Origin of the sequence: Nocardiopsis camelliae, assembly GCF_028993595.1 — a bacterium.
Taxonomy (GTDB): domain Bacteria; phylum Actinomycetota; class Actinomycetes; order Streptosporangiales; family Streptosporangiaceae; genus Nocardiopsis; species Nocardiopsis dassonvillei.
In genome coordinates this window covers 865,775-890,688 of record NZ_CP118614.1, presented here as the reverse complement: position 1 = coordinate 890,688, position 24,914 = coordinate 865,775, and the positions used below count along the sequence as shown (strand labels likewise).

Sequence of the window (24,914 nt, the reverse complement as noted above, 5' to 3'; positions counted from 1 at the left end):
GGGCGGGTTCCTGAACACCGCTGTGGGCCGCCGTCTTCCGGGGCGGCCCACGGCCGTGTTCGGGGAAGGAGACCCGGCGGTCACGCGACCGGCGGCCGGAGCCGGACCAGGACTTCGGCGGCTACCGCGGTCAGCCCTCGCCGAGCGCGGACAGCCACCCCTCACCGCTGCGGGGTGTCGACCTCGTTCGGTTCGGCCTCGTAGGTGATCCCGTACATCTCCTCGGACTCCTCGTCCTCGGCGGACCGGCGACGCCACCAGCGCCCGCCCCCGGCCCTCCTGGCCCTGCGCTCCTCGCGCCGCTGACCGCGCAGCTCACGGCGCGCGCGTTTGCGCTCCGCGCGCTCGGCGGCCCGGTCCGCGCGGTCCTCCTCATCCGGTTCCTCGTCCTCGGTGACCTCCGGCGAGGCGTCTTCCTCGGGGGCCGGCCGCACCTCCTCCTCGCGGCGGCGCAGCGGCGTGACCGTGGCCAGGCCCTCGCCGACCGGCACGTCCGGGGGCAGCTCCACCTCCGGACGCGCCCGCGGCCCCTCCTCGGCGGAGCGTGCCGCCTCCTTGACCGGGCGCGCCGCCTCCTTGGCGGGCCGCACGTCGTCCTCGGTGGGGCGAGCCGTGCCCTTCGCTGCGGACGCCTCCTCCCCCGCGGAGGACGCCGTGTCCTGCTTCGCGGGTCGCCGCCCGCGCCAGGCCGCCCACCGCGAGGTCCTGCGCGCCGGACGCTCCCCGCGCGTGTACCACCAGTTCGCCAGCCACGCCACGACGGCGGCGGCCACGCCCACCTCCAGGGCGGCCACCAGGCCCACCTGCCACGCCGACGGCCCGACCTCGCTCAGCCTCTCGCCGCCGAGCGGCCCACCGGCCGTCGCGGCCAACGCCGCGCACAACAGCCCCGTGGTCACACCGCACACGAACCCCCACAGCGGAGCGGCCTCGCTGACCACGTCCGGGGCGCTGCGCTGGGTCAGGGCACCGCCCACCGCCCCCGCCACGAACGGCACCGCCAACGCCAGCAGCGAGGCCACCGGCGCGGCCCCGTTCGACGGCAGCGCGGCCAGCATCGGCAGCATCGGCAGGGCGCCCACCGACACCCCCGTGGGCGCGACGACGGTCCCCGCGCCCACCGCGAACCCCGGGCCCAGCGCGTAGCAGACCGCGAACACCACCGCGTTGGGCAGGTACGCCAACTGGACCACGATCAGCAGCGCGCCCCCCACCAGTCCGGGGCCGAGCACCCGGGTCGTCTCGACGACCTCGGGCAGGCTCATCGCCAGCGCCACCAGGAACAGCAGCAGCCCGCCCAGCAGCAGCGTCCCCGTGGAGGCGAGCATCCCCACCAGCAGGGAGCGCGACCGGGCGGGCATCAGCCGCAGCAGGTCCCGGGCGGGCACCTCCTTGTCGCGCATCAGCTGGCGCAGCACCCCCAACCCTCCGGCCAGGAACGCGATCACGAACCCCATCACCAGCGCGCGCGGCATACTCGGCTCGACCGCCTCGGTCCGCGCCAACAGGGCCAGGGTGCCCGCGATCGCCGCGTACGGCCCGGCGATCGCCAACGCCGCCCGGTACACGTACCGCAGACGCGGGATGTCGCAGGAACGCGCCAGCCACCGCCCCGACCGGTACAGCAGCAGCCCCGGCAACAACACCAGACCCAACGGCAGCAGGGCGATCTGGCCGTCGGGCACCGAGAACGACACGTGGTGGCCCACCAGCCAGGCCAGCACCGCACCCTGGAGGATGTCGATGATGTCCTCGCCGAAGGTGTCGTGCGGCGCGGCCACCCACCCGATGATGGTGAGGGTGACGATCACGGCCAGCCCCAGCGCCGCGGCGGTGGCCGCGGCGACCCCGCCGGTCGCGTAGACGGGCCGGGGCGCGACGGCCGCGTCGGGCTCCGCCGCGCCGCTGGACCGCGTGCGCTGGGAGGGGCGGCCGCGGTCGGGGGGAGATCCTGACGTACTCACCCGACTTATGCTGCCAGGGACCGGAATGCTCCGTGGTACCCCGGCCGCGCGTGTCGTGCCCGCGAGGACGGAACCGGATGCGCGGTCCGGCCGTCCTACCCTGGGAACAAGGCTCCCCCAGCCCGAACGGATCGGTCCCGCATGGCAGGCTCCGAACACCCACGCCCCTACCGCCTCTCCGACGCCGAACGCGACGACGCCCTGGCCAGACTGCGCACCGCCTTCCAGGAGGGGCGCCTGGACATCGACGAGCACCAGGAGCGCGCCTCCCTGGCCGTGCGCGCCGTCACCTCCTCCGACCTGGTCCCCCTCTTCGACGACCTGCCCGCGACGGACACGCGCGCCCCCGGCGCGGGGCGCGGGAGCGCGCCGGTTCCGGAGCCGCGCCGGGGCGACGGGGGGATCGCACCGGCCTGCGCTGACAGCGGGGGCCGCTCCGCGCCCTGGTGGGGCGTGCTGCCCTGGGTGGGCTTCGTCTTCCTGTTCTGGGGGCTGCCCGCCGTCCTGGACGGAAGCCGCGAGGCCCTCGTCGGCTGGGGGGTCTTCCTCGCCGTGATGATCGTCCCCCACGTCGTCGTGGGCGTGGCCAGGCATTCGCGCCGCCCCATCTGACGTCCGGGCGGCGGGCGCGGGGGCGCACACGACAACGGCTCCGCCTCACCGCTGAGCGGCGGGGCGGAGCCGTTGTAGGTACCGGAACGCGTCAGAACAGCGCGCGCACCAGCTGAGCGGTCTCGCTCGGAGTCTTGCCGACCTTGACGCCGACGGCCTCCAGCGCTTCCTTCTTCGCCGCGGCGGTGCCCGAGGAACCCGACACGATCGCGCCCGCGTGGCCCATCGTCTTGCCCTCCGGAGCGGTGAAGCCCGCCACGTAACCCACCACCGGCTTGGTCACGTTGTCGCGGATGAACTCCGCCGCACGCTCCTCGGCGTCCCCGCCGATCTCACCGATCATCACGATCACGTCGGTGTCCGCGTCGGCCTCGAACGCCGCCAGGGCGTCGATGTGCGTGGTGCCGATGATCGGGTCCCCGCCGATGCCCACCGCCGAGGAGAAACCGATGTCACGCAGCTCGTACATCATCTGGTACGTCAGCGTCCCGGACTTGGACACCAGCCCGATCCGGCCCGGCTTGGTGATGTCGGCCGGAATGATGCCCGCGTTCGACTGGCCCGGCGTGATCAGCCCGGGGCAGTTGGGGCCGATGATGCGGGTCTTGTTGCCCTTGGCCTGGGCGTGGGCCCAGAACGCGGCCGTGTCGTGCACCGGGATGCCCTCGGTGATGACCACGGCCAGCCCGATCCCGGCGTCGACGGCCTCGAAGACCGCGTCCCGGGAGAACTTGGGCGGCACGAAGATGACGGTGACGTCGGCGCCGGTGGCGGCCATGCCCTCGGCCACCGAGCCGAAGACGGGCACCTCGGTGCCGTCGAAGTCGACCTTCTGACCGGCCTTGCGGGGGTTGACCCCGCCCACGACGGTGGTGCCCGAGGCGAGCATGCGCCGGGTGTGCTTGGTGCCCTCAGAGCCCGTCATGCCCTGGACGAGTACCTTGCTGTCCTTGTTGAGGAAGATAGCCATGGTGTTTGTTTCCCCTACTTCGCCGCGAGCTCGGCGGCCTGAGCGGCGGCGCCGTCCATCGTGTCGACCTGTCGCACGGCCGGGTGGGCCCGCTTGGTGAGGATCTCGCGGCCCAGCTCGGCGTTGTTGCCGTCCAGGCGCACGACCAGCGGCTTGCTGACGTCGTCGCCGCGGCTCTCCAGCAGCTCCAGGGCCTGGACGATGCCGTTGGCCACCGCGTCGCAGGCGGTGATGCCGCCGAAGACGTTGACGAACACGCTCTTGACCGAGGGGTCGCCCAGGATGATGTCGAGGCCGTTGGCCATGACCTCGGCCGAGGCGCCGCCGCCGATGTCCAGGAAGTTGGCGGGCTTCACGCCGCCGTGGGCCTCGCCGGCGTAGGCGACCACGTCCAGGGTGGACATGACCAGGCCCGCGCCGTTGCCGATGATGCCGACCTCGCCGTCGAGCTTGACGTAGTTGAGGCCCTTGGCCTTGGCGGCGACCTCCAGGGGGTCACCCTCCTCGGCGAAGGTGAGGCTCTCCAGGTCCTGGCGGAACTCGGCGTTCTCGTCCAGGGTCACCTTGCCGTCCAGGGCGACGACCCGGCCGTCCTTGGTCAGGATGAGCGGGTTCACCTCGACGAGGGTGGCGTCCTTGCCGACGAAGGCGTCCCACAGCTTGGTGATGACCTCGGTCGCGCCCTCGGCGGCGGCCTCGGGCAGCTTGCCCGCCTTGACGATCTCCGCCGCGATGCTGGCGGGGGCGCCGGTCAGGGCGTCGACCGGGAACTTGGCGACGGCGTCGGGGTTGGTCTCGGCGACCTCCTCGATGTCCATGCCGCCCTCGGCGGAGCAGATGGACAGGAAGGTGCGGTTCGCGCGGTCCAGCAGGAAGGAGAAGTAGTACTCCTCCGCGATGTCGGAGGCCTCCTCGACGAGGACACGGTGGACCGTGTGGCCCTTGATGTCCATGCCGAGGATCTGCTCGGCCTTGGCCTGGGCGTCCTCGGGGCCGTCGGCGACCTTGACGCCGCCGGCCTTGCCGCGGCCACCGGTCTTGACCTGCGCCTTGACGACGACGCGGGGCTTGCCGGCGGCGGCGAACTCATCAGCGATGGCACGCGCCTCAGCGGCCGTGCTCGCCACCTTCCCCTGGGGTACGGGAACCCCGTACTCTGCGAAGAGTTGCTTCGCCTGGTATTCGAACAGGTCCACGAGGGTCCGTCCTTGTAACTCGCTGGCTCAGGATGTCTACCGGGGTGGCCTCGTCCGGATCGGCTGTGACCCACTGACACGTGTCACACGGGGCGCACGAGGCACAACCCCGCGGGCTGCGCCGCTTACAGAAGATCGAGATCGCCGCGGCGTTGCCACCCGCGACATGCGCAAAGCTTAGTCGCCTGAAATCCGGCCGCCAGACACCGGGGGCGGGGTTGACCGGCCCCGGCCCGACCCAAAAGCCGCTCAGGCGGCGTCGTGGAAGCACCCGCGTGGGAAAATATGTGACCAGGGACACGACATAACACCACGGGGGTGCCTTTCGCCCGGATACGGCCCCCCGGGCGGGTGCGACCAACATCACCCGGCGAAGGCGGGGCCGAACGGAACTCCGGTGGCGCGGGAGGAGTTCAGGCCGCGTGCGCCGGGCGGACGTTCTCCCGCACCCAGTCGGCGATCTCCGAGGTCGGAGCGCCCGGAGTGAAGATCTTGGCGACGCCCAGGCGTTCGAGTTCGGCGATGTCGGCGTCGGGGATGATCCCGCCGCCGAACACCCGGATGTCCTCCGCGCCGTTCTCCCTGAGCAGTTCCAGGACCCGGGAGAACATGGTCATGTGGGCGCCGGAGAGCACGGACAGTCCGATGGCGTCGGCGTCCTCCTGGAGCGCGGCTGCCACGATCATCTCGGGCGTCTGGCGCAGGCCCGTGTAGATGACCTCGACACCGGCGTCACGCAGCACGCGGGCCACGATCTTGACACCGCGGTCGTGTCCGTCCAGCCCCGGTTTGGCTACGACGATCCGTGGTGCGCCCTCGGCCATGGCAAACCCCTCACGAGTGTTCCCCGACCGCCCGGCCCTCCTTGTGGGAGGCCCCCGGGTGCGCGGGGACGAGACGATGAACTCGCATGAAGCGTAACGCAGGTCACTGTCGGGTGGCGGGCGCGGGGACGGGTATCGTCCGAACATGGGAGACGATGTCACCGAATTCGACCAGACCAGCACAGAGGACCTGCGGGACCGCGCCGTCGAACTGGCACGGCAGCGGTGGGACCTGCGCTTCTTCTGGCGGCTCCTCAGGCTGATCCCGGCCGCCGAGGCGGCGGCGGGCAACGAGGAGGCCAGTGAGGCGAGCGTCGCCCAGCTGTCCGGTTTCGTGTACGAGGCGCTGTCCGCCGAGACCGACCCGGACGTCCAGGAGGCGTTGCGCCCGGTGTACGTGCAGTACCTCCTCGACCACGGTGAGACCGCCGAGGACGGGGACGCCGGGGCCACCTGAGCCCCTCGTAGGAGACGGCCCTCCGGACCGGTGAGCCCCGCGGGGCGTCCGGCCCGGAGGCGGCGGGCCCCTCCACGCCGGAGCCGGTGAGCACGCGCGTCGATGTCCGAAAACCGCCAGCTTCGGTGTGCCGCGTCGGCGAACATGGATGGCGTGATGGACGACGACCAGCGCTACCGCGCCGTACACAGCAGGGACGCCCGTTTCGACGGCGTCTTCTACACAGCCGTGCGCACCACGGGTATCTACTGCCGTCCGAGCTGCCCGGCCGTCACCCCCAAACGAGCCAACGTCCGCTTCTTCCCGACCGCCGCGGCCGCCCAGGAGTCGGGGTTCCGCGCCTGCAAGCGGTGCCGCCCCGACCTGACCCCCGGCTCACCGGAGTGGAACCTGAGGGCCGACGTGGTCGGCCGCGCGATGCGCCTCATCCAGGACGGCGCCGTGGACCGGGGCGGTGTCAGCGCCCTGGCCTCGGCGGTCGGCTACAGCGAACGCCAGCTCAACCGGCTGCTGTCGGCCGAGGTGGGCGCGGGGCCGCTGGCTTTGGCCCGGACCGAGCGCGCGCAGACGGCGCGGGTGCTGGTGGAGACCACGGACATGCCGATGGCGGACGTCGCCTTCGCCGCGGGGTTCGCGAGCGTGCGCCAGTTCAACGAGACGATGCGCGCGGTGTTCGACCGCTCCCCCACCGAGATGCGGACCATGGGCGGTCGGCGTGTGTCGGCCGCCGCGGGGTCGCGTGCGGGGGACGGCGGCCCTCCGGCCACCGAGCCGGGGACGGTCACGCTGCGGCTGCCCTACCGGGAGCCGATCGACCTTCCCCGGATGCTGGGGTTCCTCGGAGACCGCGCGGTACCGGGCGTGGAGGAGTACCGGGACGGGGTCTACCGCAGGACGCTGATGCTGGCACACGGTCCCGCCGTGGTGGAGCTGTCCGAGGGGTCCGGGACCGGCGGTGGGCACGTGCTGTGCCGTCTGCGGCTGTCGGAGGCGCGCGACCTGACCAGCGCCGTGCGCAGGTGCCGCAGGCTGCTCGACCTGGACGCCGATCCGGGTGCGGTGGCCGAGGCCCTGGGCGGAGACCCCCTCCTGGGACCGATCGTGGCCGCCCACCCGGGACTGCGGTCGCCGGGGCACGTGGACCCGGCCGAGCTGGCGGTCCGGGCGGTCCTCGGCCAGCAGGTGTCGGTGCGTGCGGCCCGCACGCTGGCGGGACGGCTGGTGGAGCGGTTCGGCGAACCGCTCGCCCCGGGGCTGGAGGCGCCGGGCGGAGGACTCACCCACGTGTTCCCCTCCCCTGACGCGCTCGCCACCGCCGACCCGGCCGATTTCTCCATCCCGGTCGCGCGGGGACGCGCCCTGGCGGGGCTGTGCGAGGCGATCGCCTCGGGGTGGATCGATCTGGGGCCCGGATGCGACCGGGACGAGGTCGAACGGCGTCTGGTGGAGCTGCGCGGGATCGGTCCGTGGACCGCCGGTTACGTGCGCATGCGGGGTCTGGGCGATCCGGACGTGTTCCTGCACGGCGACCTGGGTGTGCGGATGGCGCTGGAGGCGGAGGGCAGGCGGGTGACCCCCGCGGCCGCCGCGCGCGAGGCCCGGGAGTGGAGCCCGTGGCGGTCCTACGCCAACCACGCGCTGTGGGCGTCGTTGGCCGACCGGGAGCGGGAGAGCACGGCCGTTCGGGCAGCGGTGGTCGCACGGGAGGGCGTGCGGGGTGGTTCGAGGCAGCGTCGGGAACGGAAGGAATCGGCATGAACACGCGGCAGGCACAGGCGGTCGGGGGACCGGGGCAGGAGGAACAGGGCATGCTGGCGTTCGATGTGGAGCCGAAGGCGCCTCCGAGGGTGGCGACGGTGGAGTTCCGCGCTCCCGTGCCCGGACCGACGCGGTACACGACGATGCCGTCGCCGGTGGGCGACCTGACCCTGTTCGGTGACGGCGCGGCCCTGGCCGGCGTGCTCACCCCGGCCAAGGACGGGCGGACGCGGGTGGTCCCGCAGGACTGGGTGGCCGATCACGAGCCGTTCGCCGACGCCGAGAAGCAGTTGAAGGCGTACTTCGCGGGCGGACTGCGCGAGTTCTCCCTGCCGCTGGCCCCTGCGGGGACCGACTGGCAGTTGAAGGTGTGGGCGGCGTTGACGACCATCCCGTTCGGCGAGACCGCGAGCTACGGCCAGCTGGCGGAGGAGCTGGGGCGGCCGACCGCCTCCCGGGCGGTGGGCATGGCCAACGGTCGCAACCCGATCAGCATCATCGTGCCGTGCCACCGGGTGATCGGTGCGAACGGTTCGCTCACCGGGTACGCGGGCGGCCTGGAGCGCAAGGAGTTCCTCCTGGGCCTGGAGGGCAGGGTCGCGGGTATCCGTTGACCTGGCGAGGAGGCCATGGCCCCGTTCCCGAGTGGGAGCGGGGCCTTTGTCCACAGCACGCAACAGGCCCTGGCCTCGCCCGACCCGCATCCGGTTGACTGGAAACAGGGGGGCCCACCCAGGCACCCACACCCCCGCACACCCACCCCAACGTTCACAAACGCACAAACCCCCACACAAAAAAAAGGGGCGGACCCGCCCTAACAGGCACCCCACCCCCACACAAAAAAAGAGAGGCAGGGCCACCCCTAACAGGCAACCCCACCCCTCCTTCAAGAAAAACCGTGGCAGCGACCTACTCTCCCACCCCACCACAGGGCAGTACCATCAGCGCAAAGAGACTTAACGACCGGGTTCGGAAAGAGACCGGGTGTGACCCTCCAGCAATAACCACCACGGAAACCACACACCACCCACCCAACTCCACCCACCCCCACAGGGCAGGGAATCACAGTGAGCAGTAAACTCCGTGAAAAGTGTGCGCGAACATCCAATTATCTGCAGCGGACAAGCCCTCGGCCTATTAGTACCGGTCAGCTCCACCCCTCACAAGGCTTCCACACCCGGCCTATCAACCCCATCGTCTATAGGGAGCCTTACCCCCTCAAGGAGGCAGGAGACCTCATCTCGAAGCAAGCTTCCCGCTTAGATGCTTTCAGCGGTTATCCCTCCCGAACGTAGCCAACCAGCCATGCCCTTGGCAGGACAACTGGCACACCAGAGGTTCGTCCGTCCCGGTCCTCTCGTACTAGGGACAGCCCTTCTCAAGTCTCCAACGCGCACAGCGGATAGGGACCGAACTGTCTCACGACGTTCTAAACCCAGCTCGCGTGCCGCTTTAATGGGCGAACAGCCCAACCCTTGGGACCAACTCCAGCCCCAGGATGCGACGAGCCGACATCGAGGTGCCAAACCATCCCGTCGATATGGACTCTTGGGGAAGATCAGCCTGTTATCCCCGGGGTACCTTTTAGCCGTTGAGCGACACCGCTTCCACACGCCGGTGCCGGATCACTAGTCCCAGCTTTCGCTCCTGCTCGACACGTCCGTCTCACAGTCAAGCTCCCTTGTGCACTTACACTCAACACCTGATTACCAACCAGGCTGAGGGAACCTTTGGGCGCCTCCGTTACTCTTTGGGAGGCAACCGCCCCAGTTAAACTACCCACCAGACACTGTCCCCGAACCGGATCACGGTCCAAAGTTAGATGCCCGAAACAGTCAGAGTGGTATTTCACCAACGCCTCCACCGCCACTAGCGTGACAGCTTCACCGGCTCCCACCTATCCTACACAAACCATCCCAAACACCAATGTCAAGCTATAGTGAAGGTCCCGGGGTCTTTCCGTCCTGCTGCGCGAAACGAGCATCTTTACTCGTAGTGCAATTTCACCGGGCCCATGGTTGAGACAGTGGGGAAGTCGTTACGCCATTCGTGCAGGTCGGAACTTACCCGACAAGGAATTTCGCTACCTTAGGATGGTTATAGTTACCACCGCCGTTTACTGGCGCTTAGATTCCCAGCTTCGCAGGGGCGAACCCCCACTAACCAGTCCTCTTAACGTTCCAGCACCGGGCAGGCGTCAGTCCGTATACAGCGTCTTACGACTTCGCACGGACCTGTGTTTTTAATAAACAGTCGCTTCCCCCCGCTATCTGCGACCCCACCCAGCTCAGGATGCAAGATCCGTCACCAGACAGGGCTCCCCTTCTCCCAAAGTTACGGGGACAATTTGCCGAGTTCCTTAACCATGGTTCACCCGAACGCCTCGGTATTCTCTACCTGACCACCTGCGTCGGTTTAGGGTACTGGCCACACACGAACTCGCTAGAGGCTTTTCTCGACAGCATGGGATCACTCACTTCACCAAAAACGGCTCGGCATCACGTCTCAGCTCACATGAGAGGCGGATTTGCCAACCTCTCAGCCTACACGCTTACCCCCGGACAACCACCGCCGGGTAGAGCTACCCTCCTGCGTCACCCCATCACTTACCTACTACAAGCTCGGTTCCCAGACCAGTAAGTCAAAGCTCCCCGAAGGGACCCAAGACCACCAGCGTGGTTAGCATCACCTGATTCAGTACTGGACGCTCGTGCACGGGTACGGGAATATCAACCCGTTATCCATCGACTACGCCTGTCGGCCTCGCCTTAGGTCCAGACTCACCCTGGGCGGATTAACCTGCCCCAGGAACCCTTAGTCAATCGGCGGCAACGTTTCTCACGTTGCTTTCGCTACTCATGCCTGCATTCTCACTCGCACGCCCTCCACCACACGATCACTCGGCAGCTTCACCGGACGCACGACGCTCCCCTACCAACCCAAGAAACTAGTCTTGAGCTTCACAGCTTCGGCGGTGTGCTTTAGCCCCGCTACATTATCGGCGCAGAACCACTTGACCAGTGAGCTATTACGCACTCTTTAAAGGATGGCTGCTTCTAAGCCAACCTCCTGGTTGTCTCAGCAACTCCACAACCTTTCCCACTTAGCACACGCTTAGGGGCCTTAGCTGATGATCTGGGCTGTTTCCCTCTCGACTACGAAGCTTATCCCCCGCAGTCTCACTGCCACGCTTCACTTAACCGGCATTCGGAGTTTGTCTGACGTCAGTAACCTTGTCGGGCCCATCAGCCAAACAGTAGCTCTACCTCCAGCAAGAAACACGCGACGCTGCACCTAAATGCATTTCGGGGAGAACCAGCTATCACGGAGTTTGATTGGCCTTTCACCCCTACCCACACCTCATCCCCCAGGTTTTCAACCCTGGTGGGTTCGGGCCTCCACGAGGTCTTACCCCCGCTTCACCCTGGACATGGGTAGATCACTCCGCTTCGGGTCCACAGCATGCGACTCAAATCGCCCTATTCAGACTCGGTTTCCCTACGGCTACCCCACCCGGGTTAACCTCGCCACACACCATGACTCGCAGGCTCATTCTTCAAAAGGCACGCCATCACCAAACACGAAGTTCAGCTCTGACGGCTTGACAGCACACGGTTTCAGGTACTATTTCACGACCCCTCACCGGGGCACTTTTCACCTTTCCCTCACGGTACTAGTGCACTATCGGTCACCAGGACGTATTTTGGCTTAGCAGGTGGTCCTGCCAGATTCACACGGACTTTCACGGGCTCCGCGCTACTCGGGAATACATCCAACACCTAGGTTCTTCCTACACCTACGGGACTCTCACCCACTCCGGTACCGCTTCCCAACGGCTTCAGCTACAAGAACCACTCAGCGCTCCAGGTCGGCAGACCCAGACAGACGCATCCCACAACCCCGCAAACGCAACGACTGCCGTCTATCACACGCCTACGGTTTAGCCTCTTCCCCGTTCGCTCACCACTACTAGGAGAATCACTGTTGTTTACTCTTCCTACGGGTACTGAGATGTTTCACTTCCCCGCGTCACCACCAACCACCCTATACATTCAGATGGCGGCAACCCGACACAACTCGGGCTAGGTTTCCCCATTCGGACACCCACGGATCACAGCTCGGTTGACAGCTCCCCGTGGCCTATCGCGGCCTCCCACGTCCTTCATCGGCGCCTGGTGCCAAGGCATCCACCGTGTGCCACTATCACTTGGCCACTACAGATAATAAGATGCTCGCGCACACTATTCACAAATCAAAACACCAACCGCATACCCCAACACCACTCACATCCTCAGCCACAACGGCAAGGAACCGAGAGTTCTCAGAGGCGGTCCGCGGGAACCAACACCCGACCAGGCCCAAAGGCCACCAGCCGGAGGTTGTTTCCTCAGACACCCAACAGCGCGCCCCCGGACGCTTCTAGTCGCCCGAGGTCAAGTTCGATTCATCTTCAGCCACTCCCGAACAGCCCACACCCGAAGATGTGTCATGCTGCCGGGTCCACTTTCGAGTCCGGCCGGCTGTAGAAGTAATGCCGGCCTGTAAAGACTCCTTAGAAAGGAGGTGATCCAGCCGCACCTTCCGGTACGGCTACCTTGTTACGACTTCGTCCCAATCGCCAGCCCCACCTTCACTCACTCCCTCCCACAAGGGGTTAGGCCGCAAGTTTCGGGTGTTGCCGACTTTCATGACGTGACGGGCGGTGTGTACAAGGCCCGGGAACGTATTCACCGCGGCGTTGCTGATCCGCGATTACTAGCGACTCCACCTTCATGGGGTCGAGTTGCAGACCCCAATCCGAACTGAGACCGGCTTTTAGGGATTCGCTCCACCTTACGGTATCGCACGCCCATTGTACCGGCCATTGTAGCATGTTTGCAGCCCAAGACATAAGGGGCATGATGACTTGACGTCATCCCCACCTTCCTCCGAGTTGACCCCGGCAGTCTCCCATGAGTCCCCACCATTACGTGCTGGCAACATGGAACAAGGGTTGCGCTCGTTGCGGGACTTAACCCAACATCTCACGACACGAGCTGACGACAGCCATGCACCACCTGTCACCCGCCAACTAAATGACCTCACATCTCTGCGAGTCCACGGGTGATGTCAAACCTTGGTAAGGTTCTTCGCGTTGCGTCGAATTAAGCAACATGCTCCGCCGCTTGTGCGGGCCCCCGTCAATTCCTTTGAGTTTTAGCCTTGCGGCCGTACTCCCCAGGCGGGGCGCTTAATGCGTTAGCTACGGCGCGGAAACCGTGGAAAGTCCCCACACCTAGCGCCCAACGTTTACGGCATGGACTACCAGGGTATCTAATCCTGTTCGCTCCCCATGCTTTCGCTCCTCAGCGTCAGGTAAGGCCCAGAGACCCGCCTTCGCCACCGGTGTTCCTCCTGATATCTGCGCATTTCACCGCTACACCAGGAATTCCAGTCTCCCCTACCTACCTCTAGCATGCCCGTATCCACTGCAGAACCGGAGTTAAGCCCCGGTCTTTCACAGCAGACGCGACACGCCGCCTACGAGCTCTTTACGCCCAATAATTCCGGACAACGCTCGGACCCTACGTATTACCGCGGCTGCTGGCACGTAGTTAGCCGGTCCTTATTCCCCACCTACCGTCAACCCGAAGAGAACTTCGAGCCTGCGTTGGTGGTAAAAGAGGTTTACAACCCGAAGGCCGTCATCCCCCACGCGGCGTCGCTGCGTCAGGCTTTCGCCCATTGCGCAATATTCCCCACTGCTGCCTCCCGCAGGAGTCTGGGCCGTGTCTCAGTCCCAGTGTGGCCGGTCGCCCTCTCAGGCCGGCTACCCGTAATCGCCTTGGTAGGCCGTTACCCCACCAACAAGCTGATAGGCCGCGAGCCCATCCCTGACCGAAAAACTTTCCACCCTCCACCATGAGGTGGCGGGTCGTATCCGGTATTAGACGGCGTTTCCACCGCTTATCCCGGAGTCAGGGGCAGGTTGCTCACGTGTTACTCACCCGTTCGCCGCTCGTGTACCCCGAAGGGCCTTACCGCTCGACTTGCATGTGTTAAGCACGCCGCCAGCGTTCGTCCTGAGCCAGGATCAAACTCTCCATAAAGGTCACTCAACCCGACCCGGCCGTGAGGCCTGGGCGGGTAAACCTAGAAGTAATCCTGACCAACCGGGTTACCCCGGCTAATCAAAGGAACCTCCGCACACGAACCGGAATGGTTCTGTGTGACGGGGCCAAAACAAACATGGCTTAAAGAAAATCAAACACGCGCTGTTGAGTTCTCAAGAAACAACCGCTCTTCGTGTACAAGCTGCTGTGAGCTTTTCCGCCGAAGGCGTTGTGCGTTTCCGCTTTGTTGTGTCTTTACTTTATCAGGTGTTCCGCGCCCCGCCAAATCGGCGGTTTGTGGTGTTTCTGATCGGGGTAAAGCCCGTTTCCTGTTTCGCTATCCGTGTTTCCTTGGAAGCGCCCTCCGAGCTTACCCGCACCGAAGCAGTGCTCGGAACGGTGAACCGGAGGAAGGGGTTGACCGGCCCGTCCGCGGGAACCGCGTCCGTCTCGCTCGGTCTTCCCCAACTCTACCCCCGGCTCGGAGTGCTCGGGACACGTTCGCCGGAACCCGGCCTCAGAGCTTCTCGATCGGCGCGTACTTGACCAGGAAGTCCTTCTCACCGATGTCCGCGCCGAAGTCGATGCGGGCCTTGGTCCTGTCCCCGGCCCCCTCCACGAGCTGCACCCGGCCCATGCCGAAGGAGTCGTGGTTGACCAGGTCTCCCACGCTCAGCGTGGGCGCCTCCTTGGCCGCCTTCGCTCCCCCTCGCGACCGGGAACCGCCGCCGAAGGTGCCGCCGAAACCGCCCCCTCCTCCGCTGCCGAAGCCCCCGGAGCCCCGGCCGCCGATGCTGCGGCTGGGCGGAGCGGCCAGGGTGGACTCGGCGCGGCGCCAGTCGACCAGGGACGAGGGGATCTCGTCCAGGAAGCGGGAGGCGGGGTTGTAGGAGGGCGTCCCCCAGGCGCTGCGCACGGCGGCGCGGCTGACGTACAGCAGGCGCTGCGCACGGGTCAGGCCCACGTAGGCCAGGCGGCGCTCCTCCTCCAGCTGCGTCTTGTCTCCGAGCGTGCGGGTGTGCGGGAACACCCCGTCCTCCATCCCGGTGAGGAAGACCGCGGGGAACTCCAGCCCCTTGGCCGCGTGCAGCGTCATCAGCGTGACCACGCCGCCCTCGTCGTCCTCGTCGGGGATCTGGTCGGTGTCCGCGACCAGGGAGATCCGCTCCAGGAAGTCGACCAGGGTCGGCGTTCCCGGGTCGACGGCCCCGGCGGCCTCCTCCCCGTCCTCCGTGGGCTCCTCCTCCAGGAGGGCGGCGAAGGTGTGCTCGAACTCGCGGGCGACGTCGACGAACTCCTCCAGGTTCTCCACCCGGCTCTCGTCCTGGAGGTCCTTGGACTCGGCCAGCTCGGACAGGTACCCCGTCTTGCTCAGCACCGCCTCGACGATCTCCGCGGGCGTGCCCTCGGGCACGGTCTTCTGCAGCTCCTCCAGCAGGGCGTTGAAGTTGAGCACCGCCTTGACCGAGCGGGCGGCCATGCCGGGGATCTCGTCCACCCGGCGCAGGGCCCGGGAGAAGGAGATGCGCTCGCGGGCGGCGAACAGCTCGATCGACTCCTCCGCGCGGGCGCCGATCCCGCGCTTGGGCACGTTGAGGATGCGCCGCAGGCTGACGGTGTCCTCGGGGTTGGCCAGGACCCGCAGGTAGGCGAGGACGTCGCGGATCTCCTTGCGCTCGTAGAAGCGCACGCCGCCGACGATCTTGTAGGGCAGCCCGGTGCGGATGAACACGTCCTCGAACACGCGGGACTGGGCGTTGGTCCGGTAGAACACCGCGACCTGGCTCGGGGTGAGCGTTCCGTCGTCGGTGAGCTTGTCGATCTCGCCGACCACGAAGGCGGCCTCGTCGTGCTCGTTGTCGGCGACGTAGCCGACGATGGCCGGCCCGTCGCCCTGCTCAGACCACAGGTTCTTGGCCGGGCGGCCCTCGTTGCGGTCGATGACCGCGTTGGCCGCGGACAGGATGGTCTGGGTGGAGCGGTAGTTCTGCTCCAGGAGGATGGTGCGCGCGTCGGGGAAGTCGCGCTCGAACTCCAGGATGTTGCGGATGGTGGCGCCGCGGAACGCGTAGATGGACTGGTCGGCGTCGCCGACCACGCACAGCTCCGCCGGCGGCACCACGCTGGTGTCGGAGCCCTCGGCCACGCCGACCAGTTCGCGGATGAACACGTACTGGGCGTGGTTGGTGTCCTGGTACTCGTCGACCATGACGTGCCGGAAGCGGCGCCGGTAGTACTCGGCGACGTCCGGGAACATCTGGAACAGGTTGACGGTGACCATGATCAGGTCGTCGAAGTCCATCGCGCCCGCCTCGTGCAGGCGGCGCTGGTAGAGCTGGTAGGCCTCGGCGAGCTTCTTCTCCTGCTCGGTCTGGGCCTGTCCGGCGAACGTGTCGTAGTCGACCAGCTCGTTCTTGAGGTTGGACACCTGGGCGGAGAAGGACTTGGGCGGGAACCGCTTGGGGTCCAGGTCCATCTCCTTGCACACCAGCTGCATCAGGCGCGCGGAGTCGGCGGAGTCGTAGATGGTGAAGCTGCTCGGGTAACCCAGCCGGGCGGCCTCCCTGCGCAGGATGCGCACGCACGCGGAGTGGAAGGTCATGGTCCACATGCTGTTGGCGGCGCGCACGCCCAGCAGCGCCTGGATGCGCTCGCGCATCTCGGCGGCGGCCTTGTTGGTGAAGGTGATGGCGAGGATCTCACCCGGGCGGACGCCGCGCGCGGCCATGAGGTGGGCGATGCGGTGGGTGAGGACCCGGGTCTTGCCTGATCCGGCACCCGCCACGATCAGGAGCGGGGAGCCGCTGTGGGTGACGGCGTCGCGCTGGGGACCGTTCAGACCTTCGAGAAGCTGTTCTTGGGAGGACACGGCATCCAGGTTACGGCCGCCCGGTGACGCTGCCGCCCCCGTCCACGGGGACGGCTCCCCACAAGCCCGTTTTGTCGGGCAAAAGCTCCCTGACCGGCGTCTTACCCTGTTTCGGTAGGGGCCTCCGGTCGGGGGCCCTCGTGTTCTGAGAGGGAGTTTCCTTGAGCATGCGTGTGTTCGTCGACTGCGACCCGGGGATCGACGACGCCGTCGCGCTCGCCTACCTGGCCGCTCGGCCCGAGGTGGAGATCGTCGGTGTCGGGGCGGTCTTCGGCAACAACAGCGTGGACGTCACGGCCGACAACGCGCTGCGGCTGCTGGAGCTGTACGGCCGCCCGGACGTCCCGGTGGCGGTGGGCGCCGCGCGTCCGCTGGTGCAGCCGCCGAAGCTGGCCGCGCACGTGCACGGAGGCAACGGCCTGGGGGACGTGGAGCTGCCCGAGCCCGCGGGTCGGCCGGTGTCGGAGACGGCGGCCGGGCTGTTGGTGCGCCTGGCCCGTGAGAACCCGGGCGAGATCGACGTGCTGGCCGTGGGGCCGCTGACGAACCTCGCGATCGCGCTGGCCCTGGAGCCGGAGCTGCCGAGGCTGGTGCGGCGCCTGGTGGTGATGGGCGGCGCGGTGCGCGTGGCAGGCAACGTGTCCTCGCACGCCGAGGCCAACATCAGCAACGACCCGGAGGCGGCCGAGGCGGTGTTCGCGGCGGGGTTCGACCTGGACCTGGTGGCGCTGGACATCACGATGAAGACGGTGGCCACCACCGAGTGGCTGGCGGAGCTGGCCGCGGTCGCGGGCGAGCGCGCCGTGCGCACGTCGGCGTTCCTGGACTTCTACGCCGACTTCTACTCGGGGATCTTCGGCGTCCGCCAGTGCGCGATGCACGACCCGCTGGCCGCGGCGGTGCTGGTGGACCCGCACCTGGTGACGGAGTCCTTCGAGGCCCCGGTGCAGGTGGAGCTGACCGGGACGCTGACGCGGGGGATGACCGTGGCGGACCTGCGCCCGCGCCCGCGGGACGGCGAGCGCCGCCCCGCGCGGGTGGTCACGGGCGTGGCCGAGGACGAGTTCCTGGGGCGGATGCTCGACTCGCTGCGCTGAGCGGCCCCGCCGGGGTTGTCCACAGGTCGCGGGAGGGGGTGGCGGCGCGCCCCCGAACGGTGGTCCCATGGATTGTGGGGGGTCCCCGGGGGCTCCTGCTTCGCCGTGCCCCGCGGTCCGGGCCCGTCGGTCCTCCGCCCGCTGACCCGGGCTCCGTGGCCCGCGCCGGGCGAAGCGCGCGGGGGGCGCGGCGTCCGGCGCCGGGCTCAGACCAGCCTGCGGGCGGTGGCCCAGCGGCTCAGCTCGTGGCGGTTGGACAGCTGGAGCTTGCGCAGCACCGAGGACACGTGCGTCTCCACGGTCTTGACGGAGATGAACAGTTCCTTGGCCACCTCCTTGTAGGCGTAGCCGCGCGCGATGTGGCGCAGGACCTCGCGCTCGCGCTGGGTGAGCCGGTCCAGCTCGGGGTCCACGGGCGGGGCGTCGGTGGCGGAGAAGGCGTCCAGCACGAACCCGGCCAGGCGCGGGGAGAAGACCGCGTCGCCGTCGGCCACGCGCACGATGGCGTCGGCCAGCTCCCTGCCGGAGATGGTCTTGGTGACGTAGCCGCGGGCGCCGCCGCGCACCACGCCGATGACGTCCTCGGCGGCGTCGGAGACCGACAGGGCCAGGAAGCGGATCTGGGGGTGCTGGGCCAGGACCCGGCGCAGCACCTCCACGCCGCCGCCCCCGGGCAGGTGGACGTCCAGCAGGACGAGGTCGGGCTGCTTCTCCCCGATGACGTGCACGGCGGCGTCGACGTCGCCGGCCTCGCCGACCACGTTCACGGCGTCGCCGAGCTCACCGCGCACACCGCTGCGGAACAGCCGGTGGTCGTCCACGATCACGACGCGGGGGACCGCGTCACCGCTACTGAAGGTCGTGTTCTCGTCTGCCACACCGTGGACTCTACCCACGTCGGGGCGGACGGGGACACCGGCGTCGGGGGCTGTCCGCTTCCGGCCGTCCTCCGACACCGTCGTCGGCCGTTCCGGCGGTCGCTCCGGCGGCGGGACCGGCGACCGGGACCGCCCGCGCCCCGCGCCCGGTCCGGGGTCTACGGCAGGTCGGGGATGCGCGGCATGCGCAGCTGCACCTCGGTGCCCTCGCCGGGGCCGGTGCGGATGCGCGCGGAGCCGCCGTGGCGCTCCATCCGGCCCAGGATGGAGCCGCGCACGCCCATGCGGTCCTCGGGGACGGCGTCCATGTCGAACCCGGCGCCGCGGTCGCGGACGAACACGAGCACCTCCTCCTGGTCGACCTCGCCGAACACCGAGATGCTGTCCGTCCCTGCGTACTTGGAGGCGTTGACCATGGCCTCGCGGGCGGCGCGGAGCATGGCCGCCAGCGCGTCGTCCATGGGGCAGTCGCCCACGCACACCACTTCGAGGGGGACACCGTGCTCCTCCTCGACCTCGGCGGCGACGCGTTCGAGCGCGGGCGAGACGGTGGTGTCGGCGTCGGCGGGCCGCTGGTAGAGCCAGCTGCGCAGGGCGCGCTCCTGGACGCGGGCGAGGCGCTGCACTTCTCGGGGGTCCTCGGCCCGGCGCTGGATGAGGGTCAGGGTGTGCAGGACGGAGTCGTGGATGTGGGCGGCGAGTTCGGCGCGCTCGGCGTTGCGGATGCGCTCGCGGCGCTCCTGGTCGCGTTCGCGGACCAGCCCGATGATCCAGGGGGCCACGATGAGCGCGATGCCCGCGAGCACGGTGAAGGCGAAGGTCAGGCCGGCGCGGGCGTTCTGGAGCTGTTCCTGGAAGACGAGGAAGCCGATGGCGCCGACGACGACGAGCAGCACGCCCGCGCCCGCGCGCATGATGCCCTTGGGTGAGGAGCGGCTGACGGTGCTGGTCATCCACTGGTCGCGCTGGGACGGGTTGGCCTGCTGCCAGAGGATGATGCCGCCGAGGGCGCCGAAGACCACGAACCACAGCAGCGGGTCGAAGACGCCGCCGAAGAGCAGGAACAGGAGGCCGAGTCCGGCGGCGAGGCCGACGTAGGCGATGAGCTGGGAGAGGTCGCGGCCCTTGCGTCGGCTCTCGGACTCGGCCGTCCCCTCCTCCGGGGAGTCGTTGGGCACGAAGAAGTACAGGGCGGCGTAGACGGCGATGCCGATGCCGCCCACGGACAGCGCCATGAAGGCGAGGCGGACCACCACCGGGTCCAGGCCCAGGTGGCGGGCGAGCCCGGCGGCGACGCCGCCGAGGAGCCTGCCCCTGACCGCGCGGGTGAGCCGCGGGGTGTCCGCGGCCGTTGCTGCCACCGCCCGATCACCGCTTTCGTCCGTGCGGCGGGGAGGATGTACGCGCCCGCCGCGTTCGTGGGTCCTGTGCTGTCCAGGATGCCCCCTCCGGAGCGGGCCGGGCATCGGGGGCGCGCCCCTGGTCCTGGCGGGGCCCCCGTCAGGGTGGGTTCAGGGTCGTCCCGGATGTGCTGGTGGGCGGCGGCGGGTGACCATGGGTGGGTGAGGAGAGCGCGGTGAGTGACCATGACTGACGACCCGGTGCCGGAGGGCGCCCCGGCGGCGTCGGCTTCCGGTACGGCGGAGGCGGACGCCGGGGCTTCCGTGCGCGAGCTGCGCAAGGGGGACGAGGACAGGGTTCTGGCCGGTGTGTGCGCGGGCCTGGGCCGGTACACCGGGGTCGATCCGGTGGTGTGGCGTGCGGCCTTCGTGCTGACCTCGTTCGCCGGGGCGACGGGGCTGCTGCTCTACATCGCCGCGTGGATGCTCATGCGCGACGCCCAGGGGGTTCCGGCGACGTTCGAGCAGATGCTCAACCGCAGTATCCCGCCCCGTACGGTGCCCAAGCTGCTCGCGGTGGGGTTGGCGGTCGCGACGACGTTCAGCCTGGTCGGCGGACTGGGGTGGTCGACGCTGGTGCTGGCGGTGCCCCTGGTGCTGGGGCTGCTGGCCGCGCGCAACCGGGGCGTGGACCTTCGGACGGCGTTCACCGAGCTGCGCGAGGACCTGCGGGCCACGGACCCGCCGCCCGCGACGCCCTCCCCGGAGCCGACCGCGACCTACTACAACCCGGCCCAGCCGTGGGCGTCCGCGCCGCAGGGGCCGGTGGACCTGGCGGTGGTGGCGGAGCGCGGCGCCGCGCGGGACGCCGAGGGGGACGAGGACGAGGAGGAGGGGCGTTCCGGCGAGTCGGGCGGGTCCGACGCGCGGGGGGCGCAGGACGGGGGATGCGGTCCCGAGAGCAGGCGACTGCCGCTGGCCTCCCTGGCCCTGTGGACGGTCGTGGCCGGGGCGGTCGTGGTGTCGGTGCTGGAGTTCGGCTGGTCGTCCTCGCTGTGGAGCGGGCGGACGGCCGACCTGCTGTTCGGGCCGGAGACCGGGGTGTTCTTCCTGGCCGGGTCGCTGGCGGTGGTCGGCGTGTACGCGCTGGTCGGCACCTGGGCGGGTAATCCGCGGGGGCTGCTGCCGATGGGCGCGGCGGCCGTGCTGCTGGTGATGCTGGCGTCGGTGACCGACCTGACCCGGGTGCGGATCGGCGACGAGACGTGGCGGCCGACCACGGTGGCCGCGGCCGAGTCCGGGGACCACCGGCTCACCGTGGGTTCGGGGACCCTGGACCTGACGGGGCTGGAGGACCTGGAGCCCGGCGAGGCGGTCGACGTGTCGCTGTGGATGGGGGCGGGCCGCGTGGAGCTGGTCCTGCCCGAGGACGCGGAGGTCGCGGTGCGCTCGACGATCGGTCTGGGGGGCGTGGACTTCGGCGAGGGCGGGCGGGACGACGTGTTCGGGGTCACCCTGGACTACGAGGAGGTCCACGGGGCCGCGGCGGAGGCCGGGGCCCGGGGCGAGGAAGCGCGGGGCGGCGACGGGGCCCGGGCCCCGCGGATCAACGTGCGCACCGACTCACTGGTCGGGGTCGTGGAGGTGAAGCGTGGCGGAGCGTAGGACTGACTGGGGCTCGCTGGTCGCGGGCCTGCTGTTCCTCGGCCTGGCGGTCGGGTTCGTCATGCGCGGCACGGGCGACTGGGAGTTCAACGTCCTGTGGGTGCTGCCGGTGCTGTTGGGGGGTCTGGGCGCTGCCGGGGCGGCCCGAGTGCTCGCCCGGCACCGGCGCGAGCGGCCCTCCGCGAAGAGCCGCTCCGACACCTTGGAGTGACGGACACGCCCCCGGAGGCGGGGGCTGCGAGAACCACAAGGGAAAACACAAGGACCCGCTGGGGACGCGGGAAACGCGGGGCGCCGACCGGGACGGGGAGGCGCCCCGCGGCTTGTCCCACGAAAGCGTGCCGCTGCGGGTGCGGCCCCTGTTCGGGTGCCCGGGAAGCGCCCGGGGAAGGGCGGGGAGCATGCCCCCGGCCCGCCCCGGCGGCCGGGGCCGGGCCCGGTTCGCCGTGGTTCAGGGCCGCGGGCGCTGCTCGGCGATGGCCGCGAACGCGGTCACGTCCAGCGACTCGCCCCGGGCCGAGGGGTCCACGCCCGCCGCGCGCAGGGCGGTCTCGGCGGCGGGCGGTGAACCGGCCCACCCGGCCAGGGCGGCGCGCAGGGTCTTGCGGCGCTGGGCGAAGGCGGCGTCGATCACCCGGAACACCTCCTCGCGGCTCGCCGTGGTGGCGGGCGGCGGGCGGCGGATGAGTTCGACCAGCCCGGAGTCGACGTTGGGGGCGGGCCAGAACACGTTGCGGCCGACGGCTCCCGCGCGGCGGGCCCCGGCGTACCAGGCGACCTTGGCCGAGGGCACCCCGTAGACGCGGCCGCCCGGGGAGGCGGTGACGCGGTCGGCGACCTCGGCCTGCACCATGACCAGGACCCGCCGCAGGCTGGGCAGCAGTTCCAGCAGGTGCAGCAGGACCGGGACGGACACGTTGTAGGGCAGGTTGGCCACCAGCGCCGTGGGTTCGGGTCCGGGCAGCCCGGTCACGCGCATGGCGTCGCCGTGGACGACGGTGAGCCGGTCGGCGAGGTCGGGCGCGTGGTCGGCGACGGTGCCCGGCAGTGCCTCGGCCAGCGCCGGATCGATCTCCACGGCGGTCACATGGCGCACGTGCGGGAGGAGTGCCAGGGTGAGCGAGCCCAGACCCGGGCCGATCTCGACGACGGCGTCCTCCTCGGTGACCCCCGCGACCCGCACGATGCGGCGGACGGTGCCGTGGTCGATGACGAAGTTCTGGCCCAGGGTCTTGGTGGGCCGGATACCGAACCGCTCCGCCAGTGTCCGCACGTCGGCGGGGGTGAGCAGGCGGGAGCGGTCGTCGGGTGCGGGTGTCTGTGTCACCCCCACATCTTGCCAGCTCCCGCGCGTCGTCCCGTTTGCGGCGAATGCGGGCGGTGGCCCGACCGGTCCTCCGGTCGCCGTTGCGCTCCGGGTCCGGGACGGCCCCTCGGTGTCGGTCAGTCGGTGGGTCGGGCCTGACGGAGAAGCAGCCGCACATCCTCGCGGTCAGTCGAACAGGTGCGTGCCGCAGTGGGGCCACTGGCTCGGCCGGTCGCCGCCGACGCTGTCGTAGAGCTGCTGGGTGGGCCGGGTCTGCCCGGCGGGGGCGGCGGCCGCGACCGGGGGCGGGAGCGGGAGATGCCGCCGGGCGCGTCGCCGTCCCCGGGTGCGGCGGGCGCCCTTCCCCGAGGCGGGGGTCTCCGTGGTGCTGGACATGGCGGATTCGTCATTTTCGGAAAGGTCGGTACGGTTTTCCCGTGATCTGTCCGCACGGGTGCGCTCCGGTGTGCCACCACTGGCGGCGGGGTGGCGGAAATTTTTTTCCGGAGCCGGAGAAGGGCTCTTCCGCCAGCGAGCACCGACGCATTAACGCCCCTTGCTGGAGCACTTTTGTATCTGACCGAAAAAGGCGAAGCGACTCGCGGACCTTCGAAACCGAATTTCCTTTTCCCCTCTTTACCGCCCTTTCCGCTCCCCTCTCCCCCGGCGCACCGCGGAGGGCGCCGACGTGGCGCGGCGGAACCGGACCCTGCACAATGAACCGAGCGCTGTTCTGGTCGCGCGCGCTCCCCTCTACCGCCTTGGAGACCTCCCCATGGGACCCCTGAACGGAATCCGCGTCGTCGAGTTCACCGGGATCGGCCCGGCGCCGATGGCCGGGATGCTCCTCGCCGACCTGGGCGCCAGCGTCATCCGCCTCGACCGCCCCGCGGCCGCCGACGCGATGAACTCCGGCGGGGGCGGGCCCCACATGAGCGAGGGGCGCACCGTCCTGCCCGCCGACCTCAAGTCCGAGGAGGGCCTCGCGCTCGCCCGCGACCTGGTCTCCCGCGCCGACGTGCTCCTGGAGGGCTTCCGTCCCGGGGTCATGGAGCGCCTGGGCCTGGGCCCCGAGGCCTGCCTGGAGGCCAACCCGCGCCTGGTCTACGCGCGGGTCACCGGCTGGGGCCAGGACGGGCCGCTGGCCCGCACCGCCGGGCACGACATGAACTACATCTCCGTGAACGGCGCCCTGCACTCCATCGGGCGCGCGGGCGGCCCGCCGGTCCCCCCGGTCAACCTCCTGGGCGACTTCGCCGGGGGCACCATGTTCGCGGTCACCGGCGTCCTCGGCGCGCTGGTCGAGCGCCACTCCTCCGGCCGCGGCCAGGTCGTGGACGCCGCGATGGTGGACGGCAGCGCGCTGCTGATGTCGATGCTGCACGAGGACCGCGCGCGCGGTTCCTGGAGCGACGAGCGCGGCACCAACTACCTGGACACCGGCGCACCCTGGTACGACGTCTACGAGTGCGCCGACGGCCGGTACGTGTCGGTGGGCTGCATCGAGCCCCAGTTCTACGCCGCGTTCCTGGAGGGCACCGGCCTGGCCGGGGAGGACCTGCCCGACCAGTGGGACCGGTCGGGCTGGCCCCGGCTGCGGGAGCGGTTCGCCGAGGTCCTGCGCACCCGCACCCGCGACGCGTGGGGAGAGGTCTTCGAGGGCGCCGACGCCTGCGTGATGCCCGTCCTGTCCCTGGAGGAGGCCCCCGACCACCCGCACGTGCGCGCCCGGGGCTCGCTCGTGCGCGACGGCGACCGGATCGTGTCGGGCCCGGCGCCGCGCTTCGACCGCACCCCGGGCGGGGTCACCCGGGGCGCCCGGCAGCCCGACACCGCGCGGACCCTCCGGGAGTGGGGTATCGCCCCCTGACCGAAACCCCGTCCGC

General features: G+C 69.4%; 17 protein-coding genes and 3 rRNA genes. 8 read left to right on the top strand and 12 right to left on the bottom strand.

Annotation, left to right across the window (positions count from 1 at the left end; genetic code table 11):
• Window positions 1-161 precede the first annotated feature (161 nt).
• A complete protein-coding gene (locus tag PV789_RS04225) occupies window positions 162-1,964 on the bottom strand; it encodes a cell division protein PerM (protein WP_274976221.1) in 1,803 nt (600 codons plus the stop codon).
• A 141-nt stretch (window positions 1,965-2,105) separates the two neighbouring features.
• Between PV789_RS04225 and PV789_RS04220 the strand changes: the two genes are divergently transcribed.
• Window positions 2,106-2,576 carry a DUF1707 SHOCT-like domain-containing protein gene (locus tag PV789_RS04220; RefSeq protein WP_274976220.1) on the top strand — a complete coding sequence of 157 codons (471 nt, stop codon included), beginning with the start codon at window positions 2,106-2,108 and terminating at the stop codon, window positions 2,574-2,576.
• 91 nt (window positions 2,577-2,667) lie between these two features.
• Here PV789_RS04220 and sucD read toward each other — a convergent pair whose 3' ends face one another.
• The 3 genes from sucD to icmB all read right to left on the bottom strand — a co-directional run bounded on the left by sucD (window position 2,668) and on the right by icmB (window position 5,566).
• Window positions 2,668-3,546, bottom strand: coding sequence for a succinate--CoA ligase subunit alpha (sucD, locus tag PV789_RS04215; protein ID WP_274976219.1), 879 nt, complete (start codon window positions 3,544-3,546; stop codon window positions 2,668-2,670).
• Between the two features lie 14 nt (window positions 3,547-3,560).
• Window positions 3,561-4,742, bottom strand: coding sequence for an ADP-forming succinate--CoA ligase subunit beta (gene sucC, locus PV789_RS04210; protein ID WP_274976218.1), 1,182 nt, complete (start codon window positions 4,740-4,742; stop codon window positions 3,561-3,563).
• Window positions 4,743-5,155: 413 nt separating this feature from the next.
• Window positions 5,156-5,566, bottom strand: a complete 411-nt coding sequence (gene icmB / locus PV789_RS04205) for a coenzyme B12-dependent isobutyryl CoA mutase small subunit (protein ID WP_013151118.1) — start codon at window positions 5,564-5,566, stop codon at window positions 5,156-5,158.
• A 145-nt stretch (window positions 5,567-5,711) separates the two neighbouring features.
• Here icmB and PV789_RS04200 point away from each other — a divergent pair, with 145 nt between their 5' ends.
• The 3 genes from PV789_RS04200 to PV789_RS04190 all read left to right on the top strand — a co-directional run bounded on the left by PV789_RS04200 (window position 5,712) and on the right by PV789_RS04190 (window position 8,395).
• A complete protein-coding gene (locus PV789_RS04200; RefSeq protein WP_248773532.1) occupies window positions 5,712-6,023 on the top strand; it encodes a hypothetical protein in 312 nt (103 codons plus the stop codon).
• Window positions 6,024-6,179: 156 nt separating this feature from the next.
• On the top strand, window positions 6,180-7,781 hold the full coding sequence (locus PV789_RS04195) for a DNA-3-methyladenine glycosylase 2 family protein (RefSeq protein ID WP_274976217.1): 1,602 nt from the start codon (window positions 6,180-6,182) through the stop codon (window positions 7,779-7,781).
• Between the two features lie 50 nt (window positions 7,782-7,831).
• Window positions 7,832-8,395 carry a methylated-DNA--[protein]-cysteine S-methyltransferase gene (locus tag PV789_RS04190; RefSeq protein WP_274978041.1) on the top strand — a complete coding sequence of 188 codons (564 nt, stop codon included), beginning with the start codon at window positions 7,832-7,834 and terminating at the stop codon, window positions 8,393-8,395.
• A 282-nt stretch (window positions 8,396-8,677) separates the two neighbouring features.
• On the opposite strand, the gene rrf is transcribed toward PV789_RS04190, so the two are convergent.
• From rrf to pcrA, 4 genes are all read right to left on the bottom strand, one after another.
• Window positions 8,678-8,793, bottom strand: a 5S ribosomal RNA gene (rrf, locus tag PV789_RS04185).
• 104 nt (window positions 8,794-8,897) lie between these two features.
• A 23S ribosomal RNA gene (locus PV789_RS04180) occupies window positions 8,898-11,995 on the bottom strand.
• Between the two features lie 342 nt (window positions 11,996-12,337).
• Window positions 12,338-13,870 (bottom strand): 16S ribosomal RNA (locus PV789_RS04175).
• The 16S, 23S and 5S rRNA genes sit together here, the layout of an rRNA operon.
• Window positions 13,871-14,390: 520 nt before the next feature.
• A complete protein-coding gene (gene pcrA, locus PV789_RS04170) occupies window positions 14,391-16,742 on the bottom strand; it encodes a DNA helicase PcrA (RefSeq protein ID WP_274976216.1) in 2,352 nt (783 codons plus the stop codon).
• Between the two features lie 167 nt (window positions 16,743-16,909).
• Here pcrA and PV789_RS04165 point away from each other — a divergent pair, with 167 nt between their 5' ends.
• The gene (locus tag PV789_RS04165; RefSeq protein ID WP_248774795.1) at window positions 16,910-17,839 is read left to right on the top strand and encodes a nucleoside hydrolase; all 930 of its coding nucleotides are present in this window, start codon (window positions 16,910-16,912) and stop codon (window positions 17,837-17,839) included.
• A gap of 206 nt (window positions 17,840-18,045) precedes the next feature.
• On the opposite strand, the gene PV789_RS04160 is transcribed toward PV789_RS04165, so the two are convergent.
• Together PV789_RS04160 and PV789_RS04155 are read right to left on the bottom strand one after the other, a co-directional pair.
• Window positions 18,046-18,717, bottom strand: a complete 672-nt coding sequence (locus tag PV789_RS04160; RefSeq protein WP_248773528.1) for a response regulator — start codon at window positions 18,715-18,717, stop codon at window positions 18,046-18,048.
• Window positions 18,718-18,875: 158 nt separating this feature from the next.
• Window positions 18,876-20,078, bottom strand: a complete 1,203-nt coding sequence (locus tag PV789_RS04155) for an ATP-binding protein (protein WP_274976215.1) — start codon at window positions 20,076-20,078, stop codon at window positions 18,876-18,878.
• 219 nt (window positions 20,079-20,297) lie between these two features.
• Here PV789_RS04155 and PV789_RS04150 point away from each other — a divergent pair, with 219 nt between their 5' ends.
• Complete coding sequence (locus PV789_RS04150; protein ID WP_274976214.1) at window positions 20,298-21,722, top strand: PspC domain-containing protein; 1,425 nt, start codon at window positions 20,298-20,300, stop codon at window positions 21,720-21,722.
• Window positions 21,709-21,933, top strand: coding sequence for a hypothetical protein (locus PV789_RS04145; RefSeq protein WP_274976213.1), 225 nt, complete (start codon window positions 21,709-21,711; stop codon window positions 21,931-21,933). The genes PV789_RS04150 and PV789_RS04145 overlap by 14 nt, the downstream gene beginning before the upstream one ends.
• A 240-nt stretch (window positions 21,934-22,173) precedes the next feature.
• Here the strand turns inward: PV789_RS04145 and rsmA are convergent, their stop codons facing one another.
• Together rsmA and PV789_RS04135 are read right to left on the bottom strand one after the other, a co-directional pair.
• Window positions 22,174-23,055, bottom strand: a complete 882-nt coding sequence (gene rsmA, locus PV789_RS04140; protein WP_274976212.1) for a 16S rRNA (adenine(1518)-N(6)/adenine(1519)-N(6))-dimethyltransferase RsmA — start codon at window positions 23,053-23,055, stop codon at window positions 22,174-22,176.
• Between the two features lie 159 nt (window positions 23,056-23,214).
• Window positions 23,215-23,424, bottom strand: a complete 210-nt coding sequence (locus PV789_RS04135) for a hypothetical protein (RefSeq protein ID WP_274978297.1) — start codon at window positions 23,422-23,424, stop codon at window positions 23,215-23,217.
• Between the two features lie 379 nt (window positions 23,425-23,803).
• Here PV789_RS04135 and PV789_RS04130 point away from each other — a divergent pair, with 379 nt between their 5' ends.
• Window positions 23,804-24,898, top strand: coding sequence for a CaiB/BaiF CoA transferase family protein (locus tag PV789_RS04130; RefSeq protein WP_274976211.1), 1,095 nt, complete (start codon window positions 23,804-23,806; stop codon window positions 24,896-24,898).
• Window positions 24,899-24,914 lie beyond the last annotated feature (16 nt).

Coding starts and splice junctions, on each gene's coding strand:
- PV789_RS04195 (WP_274976217.1), top strand. CDS start 6,180: ATGGACGACGACCAGCGCTACCGCGCCGTACACAGCAGGGACGCCCGT.
- PV789_RS04220 (WP_274976220.1), top strand. CDS start 2,106: ATGGCAGGCTCCGAACACCCACGCCCCTACCGCCTCTCCGACGCCGAA.
- icmB (WP_013151118.1), bottom strand. CDS start 5,566: ATGGCCGAGGGCGCACCACGGATCGTCGTAGCCAAACCGGGGCTGGAC.
- PV789_RS04190 (WP_274978041.1), top strand. CDS start 7,832: ATGCTGGCGTTCGATGTGGAGCCGAAGGCGCCTCCGAGGGTGGCGACG.
- PV789_RS04130 (WP_274976211.1), top strand. CDS start 23,804: ATGGGACCCCTGAACGGAATCCGCGTCGTCGAGTTCACCGGGATCGGC.
- PV789_RS04165 (WP_248774795.1), top strand. CDS start 16,910: ATGCGTGTGTTCGTCGACTGCGACCCGGGGATCGACGACGCCGTCGCG.
- sucD (WP_274976219.1), bottom strand. CDS start 3,546: ATGGCTATCTTCCTCAACAAGGACAGCAAGGTACTCGTCCAGGGCATG.
- PV789_RS04135 (WP_274978297.1), bottom strand. CDS start 23,424: ATGTCCAGCACCACGGAGACCCCCGCCTCGGGGAAGGGCGCCCGCCGC.
- PV789_RS04200 (WP_248773532.1), top strand. CDS start 5,712: ATGGGAGACGATGTCACCGAATTCGACCAGACCAGCACAGAGGACCTG.